Source organism: Bacillus cereus group sp. RP32 (genome assembly GCF_040459735.1).
Lineage (GTDB): Bacteria > Bacillota > Bacilli > Bacillales > Bacillaceae_G > Bacillus_A > Bacillus_A wiedmannii.
This window is the reverse complement of record NZ_JARVHO010000001.1, coordinates 517050-533847: the sequence shown is the minus strand read 5'-3', so window position 1 is coordinate 533847 and position 16798 is coordinate 517050. Positions and strand designations below refer to the sequence as shown.

Below are 16798 nucleotides of genomic sequence, written 5' to 3'. Positions count from 1 at the left end.
GATGTACAAATTGAAAAATAATATGAATCAACTAATCATCATACTTTTAGCTTTAGGGGCTTTTGTAACAGGAACAGCAGAGTTTGTTGTTTCTGGAATTTTAGAACTGATTTCTTTTGAATTAGATATTTCAATTTCAATGGCTGGTCAGTTGATTACGATTTATTCTTTATCTTATGCTATTGGAGCTTTGATCTTGGTCATGCTAACGTCTAAATTGGATCGTAAAAAAGTACTTTTATATGCTATCTCTATATTTATTCTAGGGAATCTAGTTGCATTTTTTAGCTATAATTTTGTCTTTCTTATGTTATCTAGAGTCATTATGGCGATGAGTGGAGGGTTATACATTGTTGTTGCCACCAATTATGCTGCGCAAATTGCAGTTCCAGAAAAAAGAGGTAGTGCTATGGCAACAGTCATTACAGGTTTCACTGTTTCATTAGTACTTGGAGTACCTATCGGAACATTTTTAGCTGGACATTTTGATTGGCACTATATTTTCTTAATTATTGCGCTTGGCACAGTTTTTTTAATAATAGGACTTTACAAATTATTACCATCAATAAAAGGAAACCAACCGCTGCCATTTACACAACAGCTACAAATTATGAAAGATAAACGAGTCCTTACTGGTTTAATGACAACGATCTTTTGGATTTTAGGATATACGATGGTGTTCGCCTACATTGCTCCATTATTAAGTCATACTGCTGGTTTTTCTATAGAAATGACAAGTATCGCTTTATTTGTTTTAGGCACTTTTGCTTTTATTGGCTCACGCTTTGGAGGATATGCGGTAGACAGATGGGGACCTAATCGAACGATTTCATTAAGTTTATGTGTTCATATCATCTCTTTATTTGTACTAACATTTACACAGTATAGGGCAGTCGGTGTATTTGTCACACTAGCTTGTTGGGGAGTAGCAACTTGGACAACGACACCAGCAAAGCAGTTTTATCTGATTTCACTAAAACCACAATCCTCTGAAACCGTACTCAGTTTTAATACCGCCTTAATGAATGTTGGAATGATGCTAGGTTCTGCATTAGGAGGAATCATTATTCAGTATACAAATATAGTGAATTTAAGCTGGATTGGAGGATTATTCGGTATACTTGCACTTATTTTTATCAGATATTCTTTCTATTTAAATAGAAATTTTATGAATAATCACCAATTTTAGGGGTAAAAATACTTTCCAATACCAGCATTTCAAAAACTTGTTGAAGGTTTTGAAAGGGGAAATCATCACCCACCTTTGCAGTTGTGAAGGGAGAGGAAATGTATATTAGAACGAACGTACCGAATATCAAGTTCGCTGTGCATTTAACGGCTTTTGTATTGAAGAAGAGAACAAGGAAACTTTCATTAGAGTCTGACTAATGAGTATAGGATTTGATAAATATTTTAGTTATTCCATTAAAGTGCGCGATTGTGGAAGATCACAGGCATAAAATAATCAAACTTTTTTATAAAAGATCTATACTAATTCACAAGAGAAGAATCCGTTTTGATCAATCTTTTTTCAAAACGGATTCCTTTTATTTAACGTAAAATACGAGTTTGAAAGGTAATTTTGATCAAACACTATTTTAAAGCCACACTTGGAGTCATGTGTTATACGCATGGCTCTTTTTTAAACGGATCAAATAACGGTATCCCCTTACTTCTTCTCACAGCTGCTCCCCATTCTAATCCAACCTCTAAAAATAGATCCCGCACTGTACTGTATAAAAGAGCCTTAACATTTTTACGGATTTCCCCATATTTATACGCTCTCACAACACTCTTCACTCGCCAAATGAAATTTCCATACACTTCTTCATCAGCTAATATTTGCTCCAGTAACACACCTTGCTCTAGTAACCCGCTCTTTTGATATGCAAGTTCCACCTTACTCCAAAATATATTAATCTTCTTCGGATTACTCGTCATCGGCAGAAGTGCATATATAAAAGGCTTCGGTATATCGTGGCGGCAATACGTCTCATCAAGTTCGTACGTTTCTTTTCTATTCTCTTTTATTTGTGGGATGTTTTTAGAAAGAATTGTTTCCCCCTCACTTTTTTGCACATTTTTACTACAGCCAGCTGCACGATCCTCACTTTCACATGCGGACATTTTCATACGGTCATCCATGCGGTCAATTGCAGATATAAGAAATACATATAAGTTCGCACTATATCCGCCGCGTTTATGTCTTTCTTTTGTCGCAATCGTCTCCATTAACGGACAAGCAACTCCTACTGTTTTTTGTTTCTCATTCACTGCATACTTTCCTAAAAAATGAATAATAGTAGCATCCGTTTTATTTAATTGAAATCGATAATATTTCAAAACTTGTTTTTGGTATGTATTAAACTCTTCTTTACTTCGAAATTCACTATATGGTTTCATTAAATTATATAAGCTTCCCATTTTTATCACCTCACTTATAAATAAGAGGCAGGAAGAGAAATTGGCGTGATAGTTACTATTTTTTATTGGAGATGAAAATATGATTGTAATCAGTTCTTGTTTAGGTGGCATCGCTTGTCGGTATGATGGAAATGACAATCTCGTTTCAAAGATAGAGGAGTTATTACAAAGAGAAGATACCTTACTTGTTTGTCCTGAAGTATTAGGAGGATTGCCGACGCCTCGTCCCTCAGCTGAAATTATTGGTGGAAATGGCGATGACGTTTTGGATGGAAAAGCAAAAGTGATGACAAAAGACGGTGAAGATGTTACAGAAGCTTTCGTAAATGGTGCTTATAAAGCATTGGAACAACTGAAAGGCTTACACCCAGAATATATTATTTTAAAAGAACGTAGCCCATCTTGTGGTAGTTCTACAATTTACACTGGAGAATTTAACGGGAATAAACAAACTGGTTACGGGGTAACAACCGCTTTGTTCAAAAGACACGGATTTAAAGTCATTTCAGAAGAGGATTTTGAGAATGAAAAAAGGAATTGACCCTGTTCGCCAATTCCTTTTTTCTTTCTTATTTAACGCCTAATTTTTCTTTCACTTTCGCAGGAAGCTCGTCTTTTTTCACTTCTTCCCAAGCTGATACACCTTTTTTATCTGAATGATATACACGTAAAAATGCATCTTTACGTAAGTTTTTTTGAGCTGTGAATTCTAATTCTTTCTCTTTACCATCTTTATCAAAACCAGTTAGTTTATATTGGTAATCTTTATAAGGCTGACCATTATCAGACTTACCATTATACTCTTTTCCATCTACTGTAATTTGAACGTAATACTCGTCCTTACCCATACGATTTAAATCACAGCCAACTAACAGGCTTGCAAATACAACTAAAATACTAAAAAGTGCAATATATCTTTTCATTTCCTTCACCTCATGTGTTTTTCTTATATTGTTATCTTAAAGCTTAAACTTTAAAGAAGAAATTCAAAAACATGACATGAACATTACACTTTTGTAAGATAATAATTATTTCTTCACTTTAGAAACCGTCATTCCGCCTTCAATATGTGAAAAGGGATTTCTAAATAATGAATGGAATATATATTTATTGTTTTCTAGCTTTTGAAGGGAGAAATAATATGAATCCTATTTTATTAGATGTTCCGTTACAAATAGAAACAGACAGACTCATTCTTCGAGCACCACTTCAAGCTGGTGAAGGGAATGTAGTACATGAAGCTATTAAAGATTCAATTCATGAATTAAAGCAATGGTTGTCTCTATTCCAGTCCATTCCTACTGTTGAAGAAACGGAAATTCTTCTGAGAAATGCACATATAGATTTTTTGAAAAGAGAAAGCTTTCGCTATCTTATCTATCATAAGGAGACGAATGATTTTATTGGAACTGCTAGCCTTCACGCAATTGATTGGAAGGTTTCTAAATGTGAAGTTGGATACTGGATTAACACGCAATTTAGTGGCCATGGATATATGACAGAAACAGTAAGTGCGTTAATAAACCTTGGATTTCAGTTATTCAAATTTAGAAGGATTGAAATACGATGCGAATGTAATAACACGAAAAGTCGTGCAATCCCTGAAAAATTAGGTTTTGAGCTTGAAGGGGTATTACGTAATGAAGATTTTTCAGCTGACGGCAAACAACTAACTGATACTTGCATCTATGCAAAGATAAAGTAAAACTTTAATCAGCACTTTCTAATTGGACTTTTATGGAAAAAGAAAAGACCTCCCTAACGATTGTATTCCATCGCTAAAAAGGTCTTTTTCTATTTCGGCTAAAAACTTAGCACTCTTCTGGCTTACCAGCATTCGTCGCTGTACGGAAAGATGATCCACATCCGCATGATGCGATTGCGTTTGGATTATCGATTGTAAATCCGCCACCAAGCATAGATTGTTTATAATCAATTTTTACTCCTTTAACAATTGGAGCACTTTCTGTATCGATAACAAATTCAACACCGAAAAACTCAAGAACTGTGTCGTCTTCTTTTGGTTCTACTTCAAATCCTAATCCGTAAGAAAGGCCAGTACATCCGCCGCCGTGTACAGCAAGGCGCACGTACTTCTCTCCATCTTCAGCATCTTTTAACATATCTTTAATTTGAAAAGCTGCTTGTTCTGTTACTTCAATCATGAAATACACCATCCTTTCTGTTCTCATTCTATTATACATCTTTACGCTTCTATCTTGTACTCATACACTCCGCGGCAAATTACTTCTGCTGGTCCTTTCATTAACACATTGCCTTCTTCTGTCCATGCAATCATTAAATCGCCGCCAGCTAAATGAACTATAATTTCCTTACCACGTTCCATTTTCCCATTTAAAATAGAGGCTACAACTGCAGCACACGCCCCTGTTCCGCAAGCTTGTGTTACACCAGATCCACGTTCCCAAACACGGAAGTTCATCTCTGCATCATTCAAAATCTCGACGAATTCAACATTTACTCGCTCTGGGAACATTTCATGTGTCTCCAGGACTGGACCAAGTGTTGTAAGAGGTGCTTGCTCTACATCATCAACAAAAATAACCGCATGCGGATTCCCCATTGAAACAGCTGTAAATGCATAACGATGATTATTGTATAAGAAGTTTTCACGAATAAATGGTGTTTCACCTTCACCAAGCATCGGTATTTCTGCACGTGTTAAACGCGGTGCTCCCATATCGATTTTCGCTAATGTAACTTTCCCTTCTTCTACCGTTACTTCCGCTGTTACAATACCAGCTAACGTTTCAATTTTGAAAACTGTTTCTTCTACTAGTTTATGCTCATACGCATATTTCGCTACGCAGCGTAAACCGTTACCACAGCTCTTTCCTTCTGAACCATCATTATTAAACATGCGCATTTTCACCGGAGCTACGTCAGATGGACAAATTAAAATCATTCCATCTGCTCCAATACCAGTATTAATATTTGAAACCTTTTCCGCGACAAGAACTAAATCTTCTTCAGGAATTTGTTCTTCAAACATATTTACATATATATAACTATTGCCAAGACCATGCATTTTTGTAAAAGAAAATTGGCTCATTTGTATTCACTCCAAAAATAGTTTGTTATTTTAAGTATAAAATGCACGCTTTTAGAACACAATATGAATGTCCCCCGTTTCTCATATTTGACAACATTTGGCGATGAGCCATTCTTGCACAAATTGTGTAAGAAAAAAAGCCCTTCTACAAGGGCCTTTTTTTATTTATATACAATATTATCCTCCCCCGCGAAAGAAGATTTTATCTAATAGAAAAAGGTGCTGCTGATTGCAACACCTTAAAACATTGGATTTTCATCCAAATACTCATATACATTATGGACAAGTTCTTCTACTGTAGCACCTTGTACGACTTCACCATTTACAAGTGCAAACGGCCCTTCAAAACAAATACCACAATATCCTAAACAACCATATTCCATTACATCTAAATTCGGATCTTTTTCTAATTTCTCTAAAGCTGCTTGTGAACCACTCGCAAGGTTACCTACACAAAATTCAATTAATGGTTTAATCAAAATTCTCCCCCCTGTACTACAAAACAAATTACCTTCTGACTATCTATAAGAAGAAAACTAAGCTGTCTCTTGTTGTTTTCGTTATACATTCTAAACTATTTAGTTACTTCACTATTTCACTTCAAAGTAGATGGACTTATTTTATATAACATGCTACTCGCAATGAAATAGTAATTAAAAAGGAAAAACAGTTTACTTTACTTTTCTCCTTATTGTACAACAGAGTATTCATTCATGCATTGTTATTTGTTCACAAATTCGATATAATTTGATTGAGTAAAGTCAAAATATTTTATTAATATAAAATTGTATGATTAGGGGATATTTCAACAGAAAAGGGGTAATCCATCATGAAACACCTCGTAATACTAGGTGGCGGCTACGGTGGAATGAGAATTCTGCAGCGGCTACTTCCAAGCAACCAACTTCCAGATGATGTACAAGTGACATTAATCGACAAAGTACCATACCATTGCTTCAAAACTGAATATTATGCATTAGTTGCGGGTACTATTTCAGAAACACATATTCGTATACCGTTTCCCGAGCACCCACGCCTCAATATTCAATACGGCACAATAACAAATATTGATCTCGAAGAAAAAGCTGTTCATCTCGATGGCGGCGAAGCAATCCCATATGATGATTTAATTATCGGTCTTGGCTGTGAGGATAAATATCATAACGTTCCTGGGGCGAAGGAATATACACATAGCCTACAATCGATTGAACAAACACGTAAGACATATGAACAATTAAATAGTCTAGAACCAAACGCAACAGTAGCTGTCGTTGGTGCTGGATTAAGTGGCGTTGAAGTTGCAAGTGAACTTCGCGAAAGCCGTTCTGATTTAAAAATTCACTTATTTGATCGAAAAGATAGAATTCTATTCCCATATCCAGAGAAATTAAGTAGATACGTAGAAGAATGGTTCGTAAAACATAAGGTTACTATTATACGAAACTCTAACATTACAAAAGTAGAACCAAATATTGTATACAACCACGATGAACCACTTGAATGTGATGCAATCGTCTGGACAGCTGGTATTCAAGCAAATGAAGTTGTTCGAAACCTTCCAGTTGAACAAGATGGTAGCGGACGGGTTGTTTTAACAAAATATCACAATATTCCAAATAACGAGAACGTGTATGTTGTAGGAGATTGCGCAGCACTTCCACACGCTCCATCTGCACAACTTGCTGAAGGTCAAGGAGAGCAAATTGTCCAAATATTATTAAAACGTTGGAATAATGAACCACTTCCTGACGAACTACCTGTAATTAAATTAAAAGGTGTTCTCGGCTCTCTTGGTAAGAAGCACGGCTTCGGTTTACTAGCAAACCAACCATTAATGGGACGTGTACCGAGATTATTAAAATCCGGTCTTCTTTGGATGTACAAATATCATAAAGGTTAATACTTTACAGACTGTCTACTAAATAGGCAGTCTCTTTTATGAGTTAAAATATAATTATCAGACACATCTTTCTCAATATGGATGATGATTTATTTTTCATTTTTATATTAAAAACTATTGATAAACAGTGTATGCTATTTATAAGTTGTTTTATTATTTCCTTTAAGACCGAAGTCATTCGGTCTTATTTTTTATGTTGTAAATACTTTTACAGGAGGTATTCCATTTCACTTATGAACTTAACGAAACTAAACGATCGAATAGAAGCGAAGAAGAAAGAATTGATCTATCTCGTTGAAAAGTACGGATTCACTCATGATAAAGTGATTTCTTTCAGCCAAGAATTAGATCGTTTACTTAACTTATTAATAGAACTCAAGACGAAGAAAAAACGTTGCTCTTTATAACCGTTATCCTCTCTTTTTTGATACGATAGAACTAGAATCAGAAAGGAGCCATCTATGTTTATATTAAAAGACGTTACATATAAAGATATACTACAAATTCCTTATTTACAGATTCAAAAAGAAAAAATCACATGTATTATCGGTGAGAGTGGGAGCGGAAAAAGCACATTGCTCCGCATGCTAAATGATTTGCAATCTCCAACATCCGGTACAATTGAATATAACGGAAAACAAATTTCCGATTATCCCCCTATTCAATTACGACGTGACGTAGTCATGCTTGGACAAACGCCACCTATTTTTGATGGAACGATTAAAGACAATCTATTAATGGGACTTCGTTTTTCTGAAAAACCATTTCCAAATGATGACGCCTTGCGAAGCGCATTAACGACTGTTAGCTTAGAAAAAAATTTAGAAGACAACGCTGATTCATTATCAGGCGGAGAAAAACAACGACTTGCTTTTGCACGTATCGTACTTATGGATCCACCTGTTTATTTATTAGATGAACCAACCTCGGCACTAGATAGCGATACAGAACGCCGCGTTATGAAACAATTTACTATGCTAGCAAGAGAAAAGAAAAAAACAGTTATCTTCATTACACACTCACAACAACTTCCAGAAGAAATTGCAGACGACATTATTGAAATTAGTAAAACAAACGGTGCAACTAGAAAGGAAGTGCTCTCAGTTGAAGGGCGTTATTGAACTCCAAATTTGGCAACTTGCCGCTGCATATATTTTTATTCTTATTTTAATTGGACTTGTAAAATTAAAAGGGATTCCGCGTGAAAAACAAATTGCGCTCGCAACATTCCGTATGACGATTCAGCTCGTACTCGTTGCATATGTCCTTACATACGTATTTGAAAATAGTAATCCATTTTATACAATTGCCCTTATTACTTCTATTACTACCTTTGCAATTTTTAATATTTATAAACGGGTTAACATCCCGATGTCTAAAGAATTAAAACGAGTAGCCGCGCTTTCCATGGTTGCCGGATCAATTGGGCCACTTCTACTATTTATCTTTGTTATTATCGGTCATGATCCTTGGTATGCGCCGCAATATATCGTTCCGATTACGGGAATGTTAGTTGGGAATGCGATGACAGGTGTTTCTCTCGGGGCAAATACGTTCTTAAATAATATGAAATCGCAAAGAGGTCAAATTGAAGGCGCACTTATGCTCGGCGCAACACCGAAAGAAGCCGCTGCGCCGCTCATACGAGACGCTTTTGACTCTGCTATTTTACCAACAATCAATTCTATGATCGGAATGGGGATTATAAGCTTACCAGGCATGATGACTGGTCAAATCTTATCTGGTGTATCACCATTTACAGCCATTCAATATCAAATCGCCATTATACTTGGTATTTCAGGAAGCACTGCCTTTGCTGTTATTATCTTCTTACAGCTTGGATATAAAACATTCTTTAATAAGCGGTGTCAGTTGAAAGAGATTAACTATAGTGCGCGATAAATGGTGCACTGTTCATGGTAAATGAAATTATATCGACTCACCGACAAAAAATGACAATAAAAAGAGGAGGCTAATCGCCTCCTCTTTTTATTTACGCCTTCTTAACGAACTGTGATTTTAACTTCATAGCTCCGAAACCGTCGATTTTGCAATCAATATCGTGATCGCCATCAACTAGACGAATACTCTTTACTTTCGTACCGATCTTCACAACTGAAGAAGTTCCTTTTACTTTTAAATCTTTAATAACAGTAACAGCATCGCCGTCTTGAAGAACGTTTCCGTTCGCATCTTTTACAACTTTTGCACCATCATTATTTTCAGCTTCTGCTTCTTGGCCCCACTCATGAGCACATTCTGGACATACGAAAAGAACGCCATCCTCATACGTATATTCTGAATTACATTTTGGACAATTAGGTAAAGTAGCCATAAATTCATTTCCTCCGTTCATTATTTATACGTAAAAATCAAAATTGATGTTTACATCTCGATAAATAAAATTTGTATAGCATTTCTTTATAGTGCCATAGTCTCACGTTATTGACAAGCCTACCTCAAATTCTCATTTTTTATTTTATTTTACAAAATTTCAATTCGTATGGTGTTTCCAATAAAAAAGAAGAACCTTCACAAGATCCTTCTTTTCAAAATGAACGAGTTCTCACTAGAACCCCCAACCATTCTCTTCAATATAAAATTGATACTCTTCCAACTCTTCTTCACTTAACTTCTTATTATTCTCGTATACCTCTTGCCACTCGAAATAATCTTCATCGAAATAAACAGCAAATTTAATTTTTACGTTTTTCTTCTCTGTATAATCATAACCAGTAAATTCTACTACATCATAATCTTTTTCTTTCGTTACAAGCTTCCACGTTGGATTATCCGTCATTATCTCTAAAGTAAATCCTTCATCACTTGCACGAACAACGTTTTTTATATTTGGTTCAGTTGGTAAAAAGGAGAGTCCGAACGTGGCTCCGCCAAATACTAACCCCTACTATGATGTGTAAACCAACCATACAAGCAAAACTAGCGCCACCCTTTAATTGTAATTAATATGCCTTCTCATGATCTGGCATATTTTCTTCCTTATGTAAAATACGGACAGCGTGCTTATAATATAAACGGTTTCCTTGCCATCCAGTAAATATCATCATTCCTAATTGAAAAACTAGACCAATTGATAAAAAAATCCCATCTGGAATATCTATAAAAGGAGTTACAAATATACTAGGTACCGCCAGTAACGTAAGTATAATAAACAACTTATACATTTTACGATAAGCTAACCAAAAAACTGGGAAGAAAAAGGCTACCCAATTCCACGTATTTCCTTGCGCTGGATTTTCTATCTTTCCCCACTTAAAGTCATAATACGCCGTATTCTTTTGAACGACTGTATGTAACTGTTGCGGAGAAATTGTTTCTTGTAAAACAGTGTCCCTCACGTACATCATCCTTTTCTCATTTCTACATACGCGTATTTTATAGAAATAAAAAGAAGGAATCTAACAAAAAGTACATATATTTCATAAAAACGAACGAAAATCGAATATATTCCGACAATTATCTGTTTATTATTTCATTTTACTTTTAAATATATTAGAATACTTATGAATGATACGTTTAATGCACTAAGTTAATCATTTTGTATATTTGATAATAAAAATGTTTCACATGAAACTATCTATAATTGTTCTTTATCTATATGTAATTTATATTTACTCATCATCTTCCCCCATACACATATTTTTTCTATTATCTTTCCTCTACATAATACTTGTAAAGCCTTTTCTACCTACTACAAAATACGAAAGACGCCCTTTTCAAAAGGCGTCTTTTTACAGTTGAAAATTTACTAATATAAAAAATGCATTATTTAATAAATGAATCCCCCATGGGACGAGTAAGTTATTTGTTTTCTTATACGTATAAGCTAAACATATACCACCACCAAAAATATATAAAACACTCCCTACTGTAAGGGGATGACCTAAAGTAAAGATAACAGCACTTATAACGGCACTACTAAGTGTAGAAAAGCGCTGAGATAATTTCGTGAAAAACATCCCCCGAAATAAAAGTTCTTCCCAAATCGGTGCAAAAGTGGTGAGTACAACTACGTATAAAATGATTTCACTTTTAGTAGGCTTTATTACTATATTAGATTCATTCACACGAAGCCCATGTGGTAAAACTAAATTTAATACTGCAAGATATATAAGTAGTACAATCATCGTCATTACTATCGTTACATAATGTTTTAAATTATTAAACTGCATTGATTTTACTAACTGCACACAGCAATTTCTTGCTGGTGCATATATTAAAATAATAGTAAGAAATGTTAAAGGTGGAATAAGATGATCTACATACCATGGATATAAAGAAGAGTCATATATAATGTTCAAAAAACCAATTCCATACATTACCCCAAAAATAATTATTATCATGCTAATTACTTCGCGCATACTTATTGCTACATTCTTTTCTTCATAAGTAGCTAATTCTGTATTCATCCTATCCCCTCCAGTATAATTAAACCTTTTAATCCATTATATACCATTCTCAACACAAAAACCGACGATACAATTTACTGTATCGTCGGTTTTCCCCCTACCATTTCTCTCTACATGTTTCAATTAAATGCAATAAGTACTCCCTCGTCATATCTGCCCTTCTCCACCTTGAGAGCATTCGCTTTTCTTTTGGATTCTGCCGTATTCTCGCTACTTCTTTTAATAAAAGCTCCCATTCTTCCCCTGAACGTTCTAACAAGTATTGCAATCCACTATCTTTTGAAATGATTGTTTTATGATCTAGTGTATATAAAATACGGCCCATCGTAACGACAGCTGATTCTACCCACTCTTCTATGAAAAATAAATACGGCTGCTTCGCTTTTTCACTCCAGTACTGTTCTACGTTGTATTTCATCGTATTGACTACATCGTCCCACTTTATTTGAAACGGAAGATCTTCCGCTTCTTTCCCAGTAACTGTAATACCTTGATTTTTTAACGTCCACCATGTGACCGCATTAATATCCCAATGACCTATATTCGCTTTACCATCTGCACAATACACGTACTCATTCATTTCATCATTGTATTTCCCTAAATCAGCAAGCGGAATATACATACCATCCATTCTTTTACCTAACGTACTACTCTTAAGTTTCTTATGAAGTTCTACAAGTTGCTGTTTTTCAGCTTCATTCACGGAATCACTTATTACTGTAATAAAATCAACATCGCTCGTTTCTGCATGAAATGCACCGATTGCGATGGAGCCGTAAATATATACCCCGACTATTTTTTCATCTAAAAAAATTTCTTTTAATTCTACTGTGTACCGCTCCATTAACTGTTGTACTTCCATTGGTAACGCATACTTCACTCTATTTTTCACATCTATCCCTCCAATAAAAAAGAGCCTTTGCGAATTCGCAAAGGCTTCCTGCTTTATAAATATTTCTCGATTTCTTCGTAAACATCCTTCAAACGAGGATTTCCTTCTCCAACAATTTCTCCATTTACAAGAACGACTGGATAAAATAGATCTTCCTCCACTACGCGCTCTGCGAATGCTTTTTTATCTTCATCTTCTTGTTTTTCTTGAAAATCAATATACTCGAAATTAAATTTATTTTCTTGTCCTTCATATTTACGACCAATCGCCGCTTGTAGCCACTCAAACGTTTCTGTTGAAGATGGCATTCCAACGCAGCTCGCACAAATTACTTTCGTCCCATACACTTGCACATTAACCATTTCTTCTCCCCCACTTCTTGTTTCAACAGCATATTCAGATGTCTTAGTACATAAGCACATCATTTTACAAACTTATTCCATACCCCTATACTGAAAAAACACGTTGTAAACATGATTAAAAATTTCGACATTAAAACAAGAACAGAAAAAATAGATTTTCCCCTCTATCTTGATTATAATAAAACTGATGAAAGGAGTCGATAAAAATGGAAAACCCACATATGCAAGAACAAGTACTAGAAGTATTAGATAAATTACGTCCATTCTTACTTCGCGATGGCGGAGACGTTGAATTAGTAGACATTGAAGAAGGTATCGTAAAATTACGCCTTATGGGTGCTTGCGGAAGCTGCCCAAGTTCTACAATCACACTAAAAGCTGGTATCGAACGCGCATTACTTGAAGAAGTACCAGGCGTTATTGAAGTAGAACAAGTATTTTAATTAAAAGCGGAAGCGGCTCGTTCAGAACAGGAGGTCATTGGAGCTCCTGACGAAGAGGCGCTTTTTGCCTCACAGGAAGGCGCGAAATGGCCGACTGTTCTAGCCGCTGGAGCTGGATATTAATCTAAAAGCGGAAGCGGCTCGTTCAGAACAGGAGGTCATTGGAGCTCCTGACGAAGAGGCGCTTTTTGCCTCACAGGAAGGCGCGAAATGACCTCCTGTTCTAGCCGCTGGAGCTGGATATTAATCTAAAAGCAGAAGCGGCTCGTTCAAAATGTGAGGAGGATGGAGCTTCTGACATAGAGGCGCTTTTTGCCTCGGCGGAAGAAGCGAAGCCACCGAACATTTTAGCCGCTGGAGCTAGATATTAATCTAAAAGCAGAAGCGGCTCGTTCAGAATCGCTTCCTAGAAAGAGACCCATTTGGGTCTCTTTTTTTATTCAAAAAACACTTCTCCTTTAACATCATAAAACAAAATTGGAAATCCTTCTCAAAAAGTGAGATAATTAATACTATAGAATCGTTCACACATATACAGAAAAAAACATAGGGGGACGACACATGCCAAAGATGGGGAACACTTTCTTAACAATTCAAGAACTAGAAAAGAAAAAAGAGTATTTATTAGACCTTTCATCCGTTATACCAACATGGAATGTAAGTTATCAATTTTTATTTAAAGAAATTCAGCAAGAATTATTGAGTAAAGTAAATGAAAAAATTGAAAGACATCAATTCATTTTAAATATATGTGCAGATCAACAGGTAGGGGCATAATGTATTACATACAATTGTGATATATAAAAAAGAGACCTCAATCGGTCTCTTTTTTATATTTTAAGATAGCCAATCTAATTTCCTAATCCCTAACTTATCGACCGGTAAACGAAGTGAGCCATAAAAGTGCTTCATAAATTGCTCAGAGCGGTTCACATCGTGTAAAATGGCTTCTAAGCGATCTCTATATATGCTTTTTTGTTCTTCATTTCCCGTTTGGTAATATCGTTCGACTGTTTCAAAATAGTGAAGCGGAAACAGGAGCCTTGCAAATAATAGGCGCCAACCAAATGAGGATAGCGAATAATTCCGTTCATAATCTGTAACAAATTGAACGATTGTTTGCTCCCAGTCTTTCTTTTTTTCTATCATCATATAGCGAATTAATTCTGCCATATCTCGAGTTGGGTGATCATACACCCAATCGAAAGGAAGTTTGAGACGCTTCGTTTGATGCCATAATAAAGGTGTGAATCGTTCTTGGCAAATTGTTGCTGCATCAGTCAGTTGCGGCGTATCATCCATCTCTGTATCGACAACATACTGAATTGCATTTTCTGCAACTCCTAAGTAATACGGGAAGGATTCAATAAACAATTGATCGAATACGTCTGTAGGGTGGTTCATCACTTGTGATTGCCAAAACTTTTCTAATTGATCGAGCCTTTTTTCCCATAACGCTTTCCATTCGCCTATGCGGCTTAATTGCTCGATTTCTTCTGGAAAGAATGCACCTCGTTTATGGAATATAGAAAGCTCACTTCCTAATGATGTAGCATGTCGTTCTAACGCACGCATACCTTTTAATAAGCAGTAATTTTGTTCTTCTATCTCACTTACATAGTACCCGTGTATAGTCGGAACGAAAGTCGCTACAGTTATATCCCCTTGCTGGTTCATATAATCACTGAGCTTTTTCATCTCTACAAGTACTTCTTCCTCCATTTCTCCAATTGGAACAAGTACATAAATTTTGTTGCGAATCCAAAAGCTTTTATAGGGGCCAAGGGGGATTAATTCTTTAACATGCATATGATAATGCTCATAAATATGATGAATCATCGCAGTCGCCACCTATGGTTTTTCTTTATATATATGAGCTTGTGCTCGCCTTTCATTCCTATGCACATGATAAAGCAACGAAACGTATACAAATACTAAAAAGAAAAAAAGGTGATAAACATGAAAGAATCAAATCAACTACAAGAAAGAGCATTACAACTATTACAAGAACGTGGTGTAACAATTGACGATATTGCTGAGCTTGTTCATTTTCTTCAAAAAAAATATCATCCAAATTTAGAGATGTCAGAATGCCGTTATAACGTTGAGCGTGTATTATCAAAACGTGAAGTACAAAACGCACTGATTACTGGTATCGAACTCGATGTCCTTGCTGAAAAAGGAATGTTAAGTGAGCCGTTACAAGATATCGTAAAACGTGATGAAGGCTTATACGGAATTGATGAAGTGATTGCACTTTCTATCGTTAATGTGTACGGCTCTATCGGTTTCACGAACTTTGGATATATCGATAAATTAAAACCTGGTATTTTAGAATTCTTAAATGATAAATCATCTGGAAAGGTGCATACATTCCTTGATGATATCGTTGGCGGAATTGCTGCCGCTGCTTCAAGCCGCTTAGCGCATAGAGCTGAGCATTCGGAATAAAACATGAAAGACCGTCAGTTTCATACTGACGGTCTTTCATATTCCATGAGCATAAATTCTCTTCCCCGACTCAAAAAAGTAGGACCTTGCTGAAAACCTATTTTTTTATATAGTATAATCGCCCTTGTATTAAATGTCGCTACACTAAGTCGAAACATCTTCGGCTTATATTCTTTCGCTGCAAAGGCTATCCCAGCTTGAAAAAATATGTTCCCCAGCCCTTTCCCTGTTAACGCTGGCTTCATGCCAAGTCCGATATCAATTACATCTTCTCCACCATATAAATGAGCATCTCTTCCCCCTGGTACTTGTGCATTTTCCCCAAAACAAAAATAGCCGATAAACTCTCCCTTATCGTCACAACAGCCATAATACGTCCCATCTAATAATTCTTCTATTGCTTCTTCCTCTCCTGAAAAATTATACAAATCATAAGGTTCTTCATACGTCCACGTATTTATCTCATTTGCTTCTGCTACCGTTAACTTATGTATATCCATCCTTCTCTCTCCTAATCAAATATTCTATATATACTCATTCATTTTTCGCGCCTCATTTCCCTCTAATTGGAATATGCATAATTACATACGCACACCTATGAAACAAATGGTACAATTTATTTGAATCGCTGTTGCTACACTTCTTGATCAAAGAGAAGGCGTTAAAACGGATATTAGCGCCTTATCAAACTCAAGCAATTGGCACATTTTGTCATCATGAAAGACACTCGAAAGAGTGTCTTTTTTTTATATCTCACGAGGACTTACTCATTTCAAAGTATAAATACATAAAATAGTGTAACTCTTTACACACATGAATCTTT

At 35.7% G+C, this 16798-nt stretch carries 21 protein-coding genes and 1 pseudogene; 10 read left to right on the top strand and 12 right to left on the bottom strand.

Annotated features, from left to right (window positions below; genetic code table 11):
* The first annotated feature begins 1 nt into the window (after position 1).
* Positions 2 to 1189 (top strand): MFS transporter, encoded by a 1188-nt coding sequence (locus tag QCI46_RS02620; protein WP_353839529.1) that lies wholly within the window; start codon positions 2 to 4, stop codon positions 1187 to 1189.
* Positions 1190 to 1623: 434 nt separating this feature from the next.
* Here the strand turns inward: QCI46_RS02620 and QCI46_RS02615 are convergent, their stop codons facing one another.
* Positions 1624 to 2424, bottom strand: coding sequence for a helix-turn-helix domain-containing protein (locus QCI46_RS02615; RefSeq protein WP_353839528.1), 801 nt, complete (start codon positions 2422 to 2424; stop codon positions 1624 to 1626).
* A 79-nt stretch (positions 2425 to 2503) separates the two neighbouring features.
* On the opposite strand from QCI46_RS02615, the gene QCI46_RS02610 reads away from it, so the two are divergent.
* A complete protein-coding gene (locus QCI46_RS02610; protein WP_353839527.1) occupies positions 2504 to 2965 on the top strand; it encodes a 2-thiouracil desulfurase family protein in 462 nt (153 codons plus the stop codon).
* A gap of 28 nt (positions 2966 to 2993) precedes the next feature.
* Here QCI46_RS02610 and QCI46_RS02605 read toward each other — a convergent pair whose 3' ends face one another.
* The gene (locus QCI46_RS02605; RefSeq protein ID WP_353839526.1) at positions 2994 to 3347 is read right to left on the bottom strand and encodes a YxeA family protein; all 354 of its coding nucleotides are present in this window, start codon (positions 3345 to 3347) and stop codon (positions 2994 to 2996) included.
* Positions 3348 to 3565: 218 nt separating this feature from the next.
* On the opposite strand from QCI46_RS02605, the gene QCI46_RS02600 reads away from it, so the two are divergent.
* The gene (locus QCI46_RS02600) at positions 3566 to 4129 is read left to right on the top strand and encodes a GNAT family N-acetyltransferase (protein ID WP_327959232.1); all 564 of its coding nucleotides are present in this window, start codon (positions 3566 to 3568) and stop codon (positions 4127 to 4129) included.
* Between the two features lie 106 nt (positions 4130 to 4235).
* Here the strand turns inward: QCI46_RS02600 and QCI46_RS02595 are convergent, their stop codons facing one another.
* The 3 genes from QCI46_RS02595 to QCI46_RS02585 form a co-directional block, all read right to left on the bottom strand.
* The gene (locus QCI46_RS02595) at positions 4236 to 4589 is read right to left on the bottom strand and encodes a HesB/IscA family protein (protein ID WP_000573830.1); all 354 of its coding nucleotides are present in this window, start codon (positions 4587 to 4589) and stop codon (positions 4236 to 4238) included.
* Positions 4590 to 4630: 41 nt separating this feature from the next.
* A complete protein-coding gene (gene dapF / locus QCI46_RS02590; protein ID WP_000077407.1) occupies positions 4631 to 5497 on the bottom strand; it encodes a diaminopimelate epimerase in 867 nt (288 codons plus the stop codon).
* 239 nt (positions 5498 to 5736) lie between these two features.
* Positions 5737 to 5976 carry a YuzB family protein gene (locus QCI46_RS02585; protein WP_000595024.1) on the bottom strand — a complete coding sequence of 80 codons (240 nt, stop codon included), beginning with the start codon at positions 5974 to 5976 and terminating at the stop codon, positions 5737 to 5739.
* Between the two features lie 350 nt (positions 5977 to 6326).
* Between QCI46_RS02585 and QCI46_RS02580 the strand changes: the two genes are divergently transcribed.
* The 4 genes from QCI46_RS02580 to QCI46_RS02565 all read left to right on the top strand — a co-directional run bounded on the left by QCI46_RS02580 (position 6327) and on the right by QCI46_RS02565 (position 9299).
* Positions 6327 to 7397: an NAD(P)/FAD-dependent oxidoreductase gene (locus QCI46_RS02580; RefSeq protein ID WP_353839525.1), complete on the top strand. Its 1071-nt coding sequence runs from the start codon at positions 6327 to 6329 to the stop codon at positions 7395 to 7397.
* A gap of 233 nt (positions 7398 to 7630) precedes the next feature.
* Entirely contained in the window at positions 7631 to 7804 is a 174-nt protein-coding gene (locus QCI46_RS02575; RefSeq protein ID WP_001054620.1) for an aspartyl-phosphate phosphatase Spo0E family protein, read from the top strand.
* 54 nt (positions 7805 to 7858) lie between these two features.
* Complete coding sequence (locus QCI46_RS02570; RefSeq protein WP_353839524.1) at positions 7859 to 8518, top strand: ABC transporter ATP-binding protein; 660 nt, start codon at positions 7859 to 7861, stop codon at positions 8516 to 8518.
* On the top strand, positions 8502 to 9299 hold the full coding sequence (locus tag QCI46_RS02565; RefSeq protein ID WP_353839523.1) for an ABC transporter permease: 798 nt from the start codon (positions 8502 to 8504) through the stop codon (positions 9297 to 9299). The genes QCI46_RS02570 and QCI46_RS02565 overlap by 17 nt, the downstream gene beginning before the upstream one ends.
* A 91-nt stretch (positions 9300 to 9390) precedes the next feature.
* Here the strand turns inward: QCI46_RS02565 and phnA are convergent, their stop codons facing one another.
* The 5 genes and pseudogenes from phnA to QCI46_RS02540 all read right to left on the bottom strand — a co-directional run bounded on the left by phnA (position 9391) and on the right by QCI46_RS02540 (position 13081).
* A complete protein-coding gene (phnA, locus tag QCI46_RS02560) occupies positions 9391 to 9732 on the bottom strand; it encodes an alkylphosphonate utilization operon protein PhnA (RefSeq protein ID WP_000212737.1) in 342 nt (113 codons plus the stop codon).
* A 234-nt stretch (positions 9733 to 9966) separates the two neighbouring features.
* Positions 9967 to 10762, bottom strand: a pseudogene (locus tag QCI46_RS02555) (DUF2628 domain-containing protein).
* A 387-nt stretch (positions 10763 to 11149) separates the two neighbouring features.
* Positions 11150 to 11827: a CPBP family intramembrane glutamic endopeptidase gene (locus QCI46_RS02550; RefSeq protein WP_087986030.1), complete on the bottom strand. Its 678-nt coding sequence runs from the start codon at positions 11825 to 11827 to the stop codon at positions 11150 to 11152.
* 97 nt (positions 11828 to 11924) lie between these two features.
* Positions 11925 to 12719, bottom strand: a complete 795-nt coding sequence (locus tag QCI46_RS02545; RefSeq protein ID WP_353839522.1) for a nucleotidyltransferase domain-containing protein — start codon at positions 12717 to 12719, stop codon at positions 11925 to 11927.
* A 53-nt stretch (positions 12720 to 12772) separates the two neighbouring features.
* On the bottom strand, positions 12773 to 13081 hold the full coding sequence (locus QCI46_RS02540; protein ID WP_061679584.1) for a YuzD family protein: 309 nt from the start codon (positions 13079 to 13081) through the stop codon (positions 12773 to 12775).
* Between the two features lie 206 nt (positions 13082 to 13287).
* Between QCI46_RS02540 and QCI46_RS02535 the strand changes: the two genes are divergently transcribed.
* Positions 13288 to 13524 carry a NifU family protein gene (locus QCI46_RS02535; RefSeq protein WP_000431159.1) on the top strand — a complete coding sequence of 79 codons (237 nt, stop codon included), beginning with the start codon at positions 13288 to 13290 and terminating at the stop codon, positions 13522 to 13524.
* A 561-nt stretch (positions 13525 to 14085) separates the two neighbouring features.
* Complete coding sequence (locus QCI46_RS02530; protein WP_088091984.1) at positions 14086 to 14301, top strand: carbonic anhydrase; 216 nt, start codon at positions 14086 to 14088, stop codon at positions 14299 to 14301.
* A 60-nt stretch (positions 14302 to 14361) separates the two neighbouring features.
* Here QCI46_RS02530 and yutH read toward each other — a convergent pair whose 3' ends face one another.
* Positions 14362 to 15363, bottom strand: a complete 1002-nt coding sequence (gene yutH / locus QCI46_RS02525; RefSeq protein ID WP_048528362.1) for a spore coat putative kinase YutH — start codon at positions 15361 to 15363, stop codon at positions 14362 to 14364.
* Positions 15364 to 15483: 120 nt separating this feature from the next.
* On the opposite strand from yutH, the gene QCI46_RS02520 reads away from it, so the two are divergent.
* Positions 15484 to 15975 carry a phosphatidylglycerophosphatase A family protein gene (locus QCI46_RS02520; protein WP_000665100.1) on the top strand — a complete coding sequence of 164 codons (492 nt, stop codon included), beginning with the start codon at positions 15484 to 15486 and terminating at the stop codon, positions 15973 to 15975.
* 20 nt (positions 15976 to 15995) lie between these two features.
* On the opposite strand, the gene QCI46_RS02515 is transcribed toward QCI46_RS02520, so the two are convergent.
* Positions 15996 to 16475, bottom strand: a complete 480-nt coding sequence (locus QCI46_RS02515) for a GNAT family N-acetyltransferase (RefSeq protein WP_353839520.1) — start codon at positions 16473 to 16475, stop codon at positions 15996 to 15998.
* Positions 16476 to 16798 lie beyond the last annotated feature (323 nt).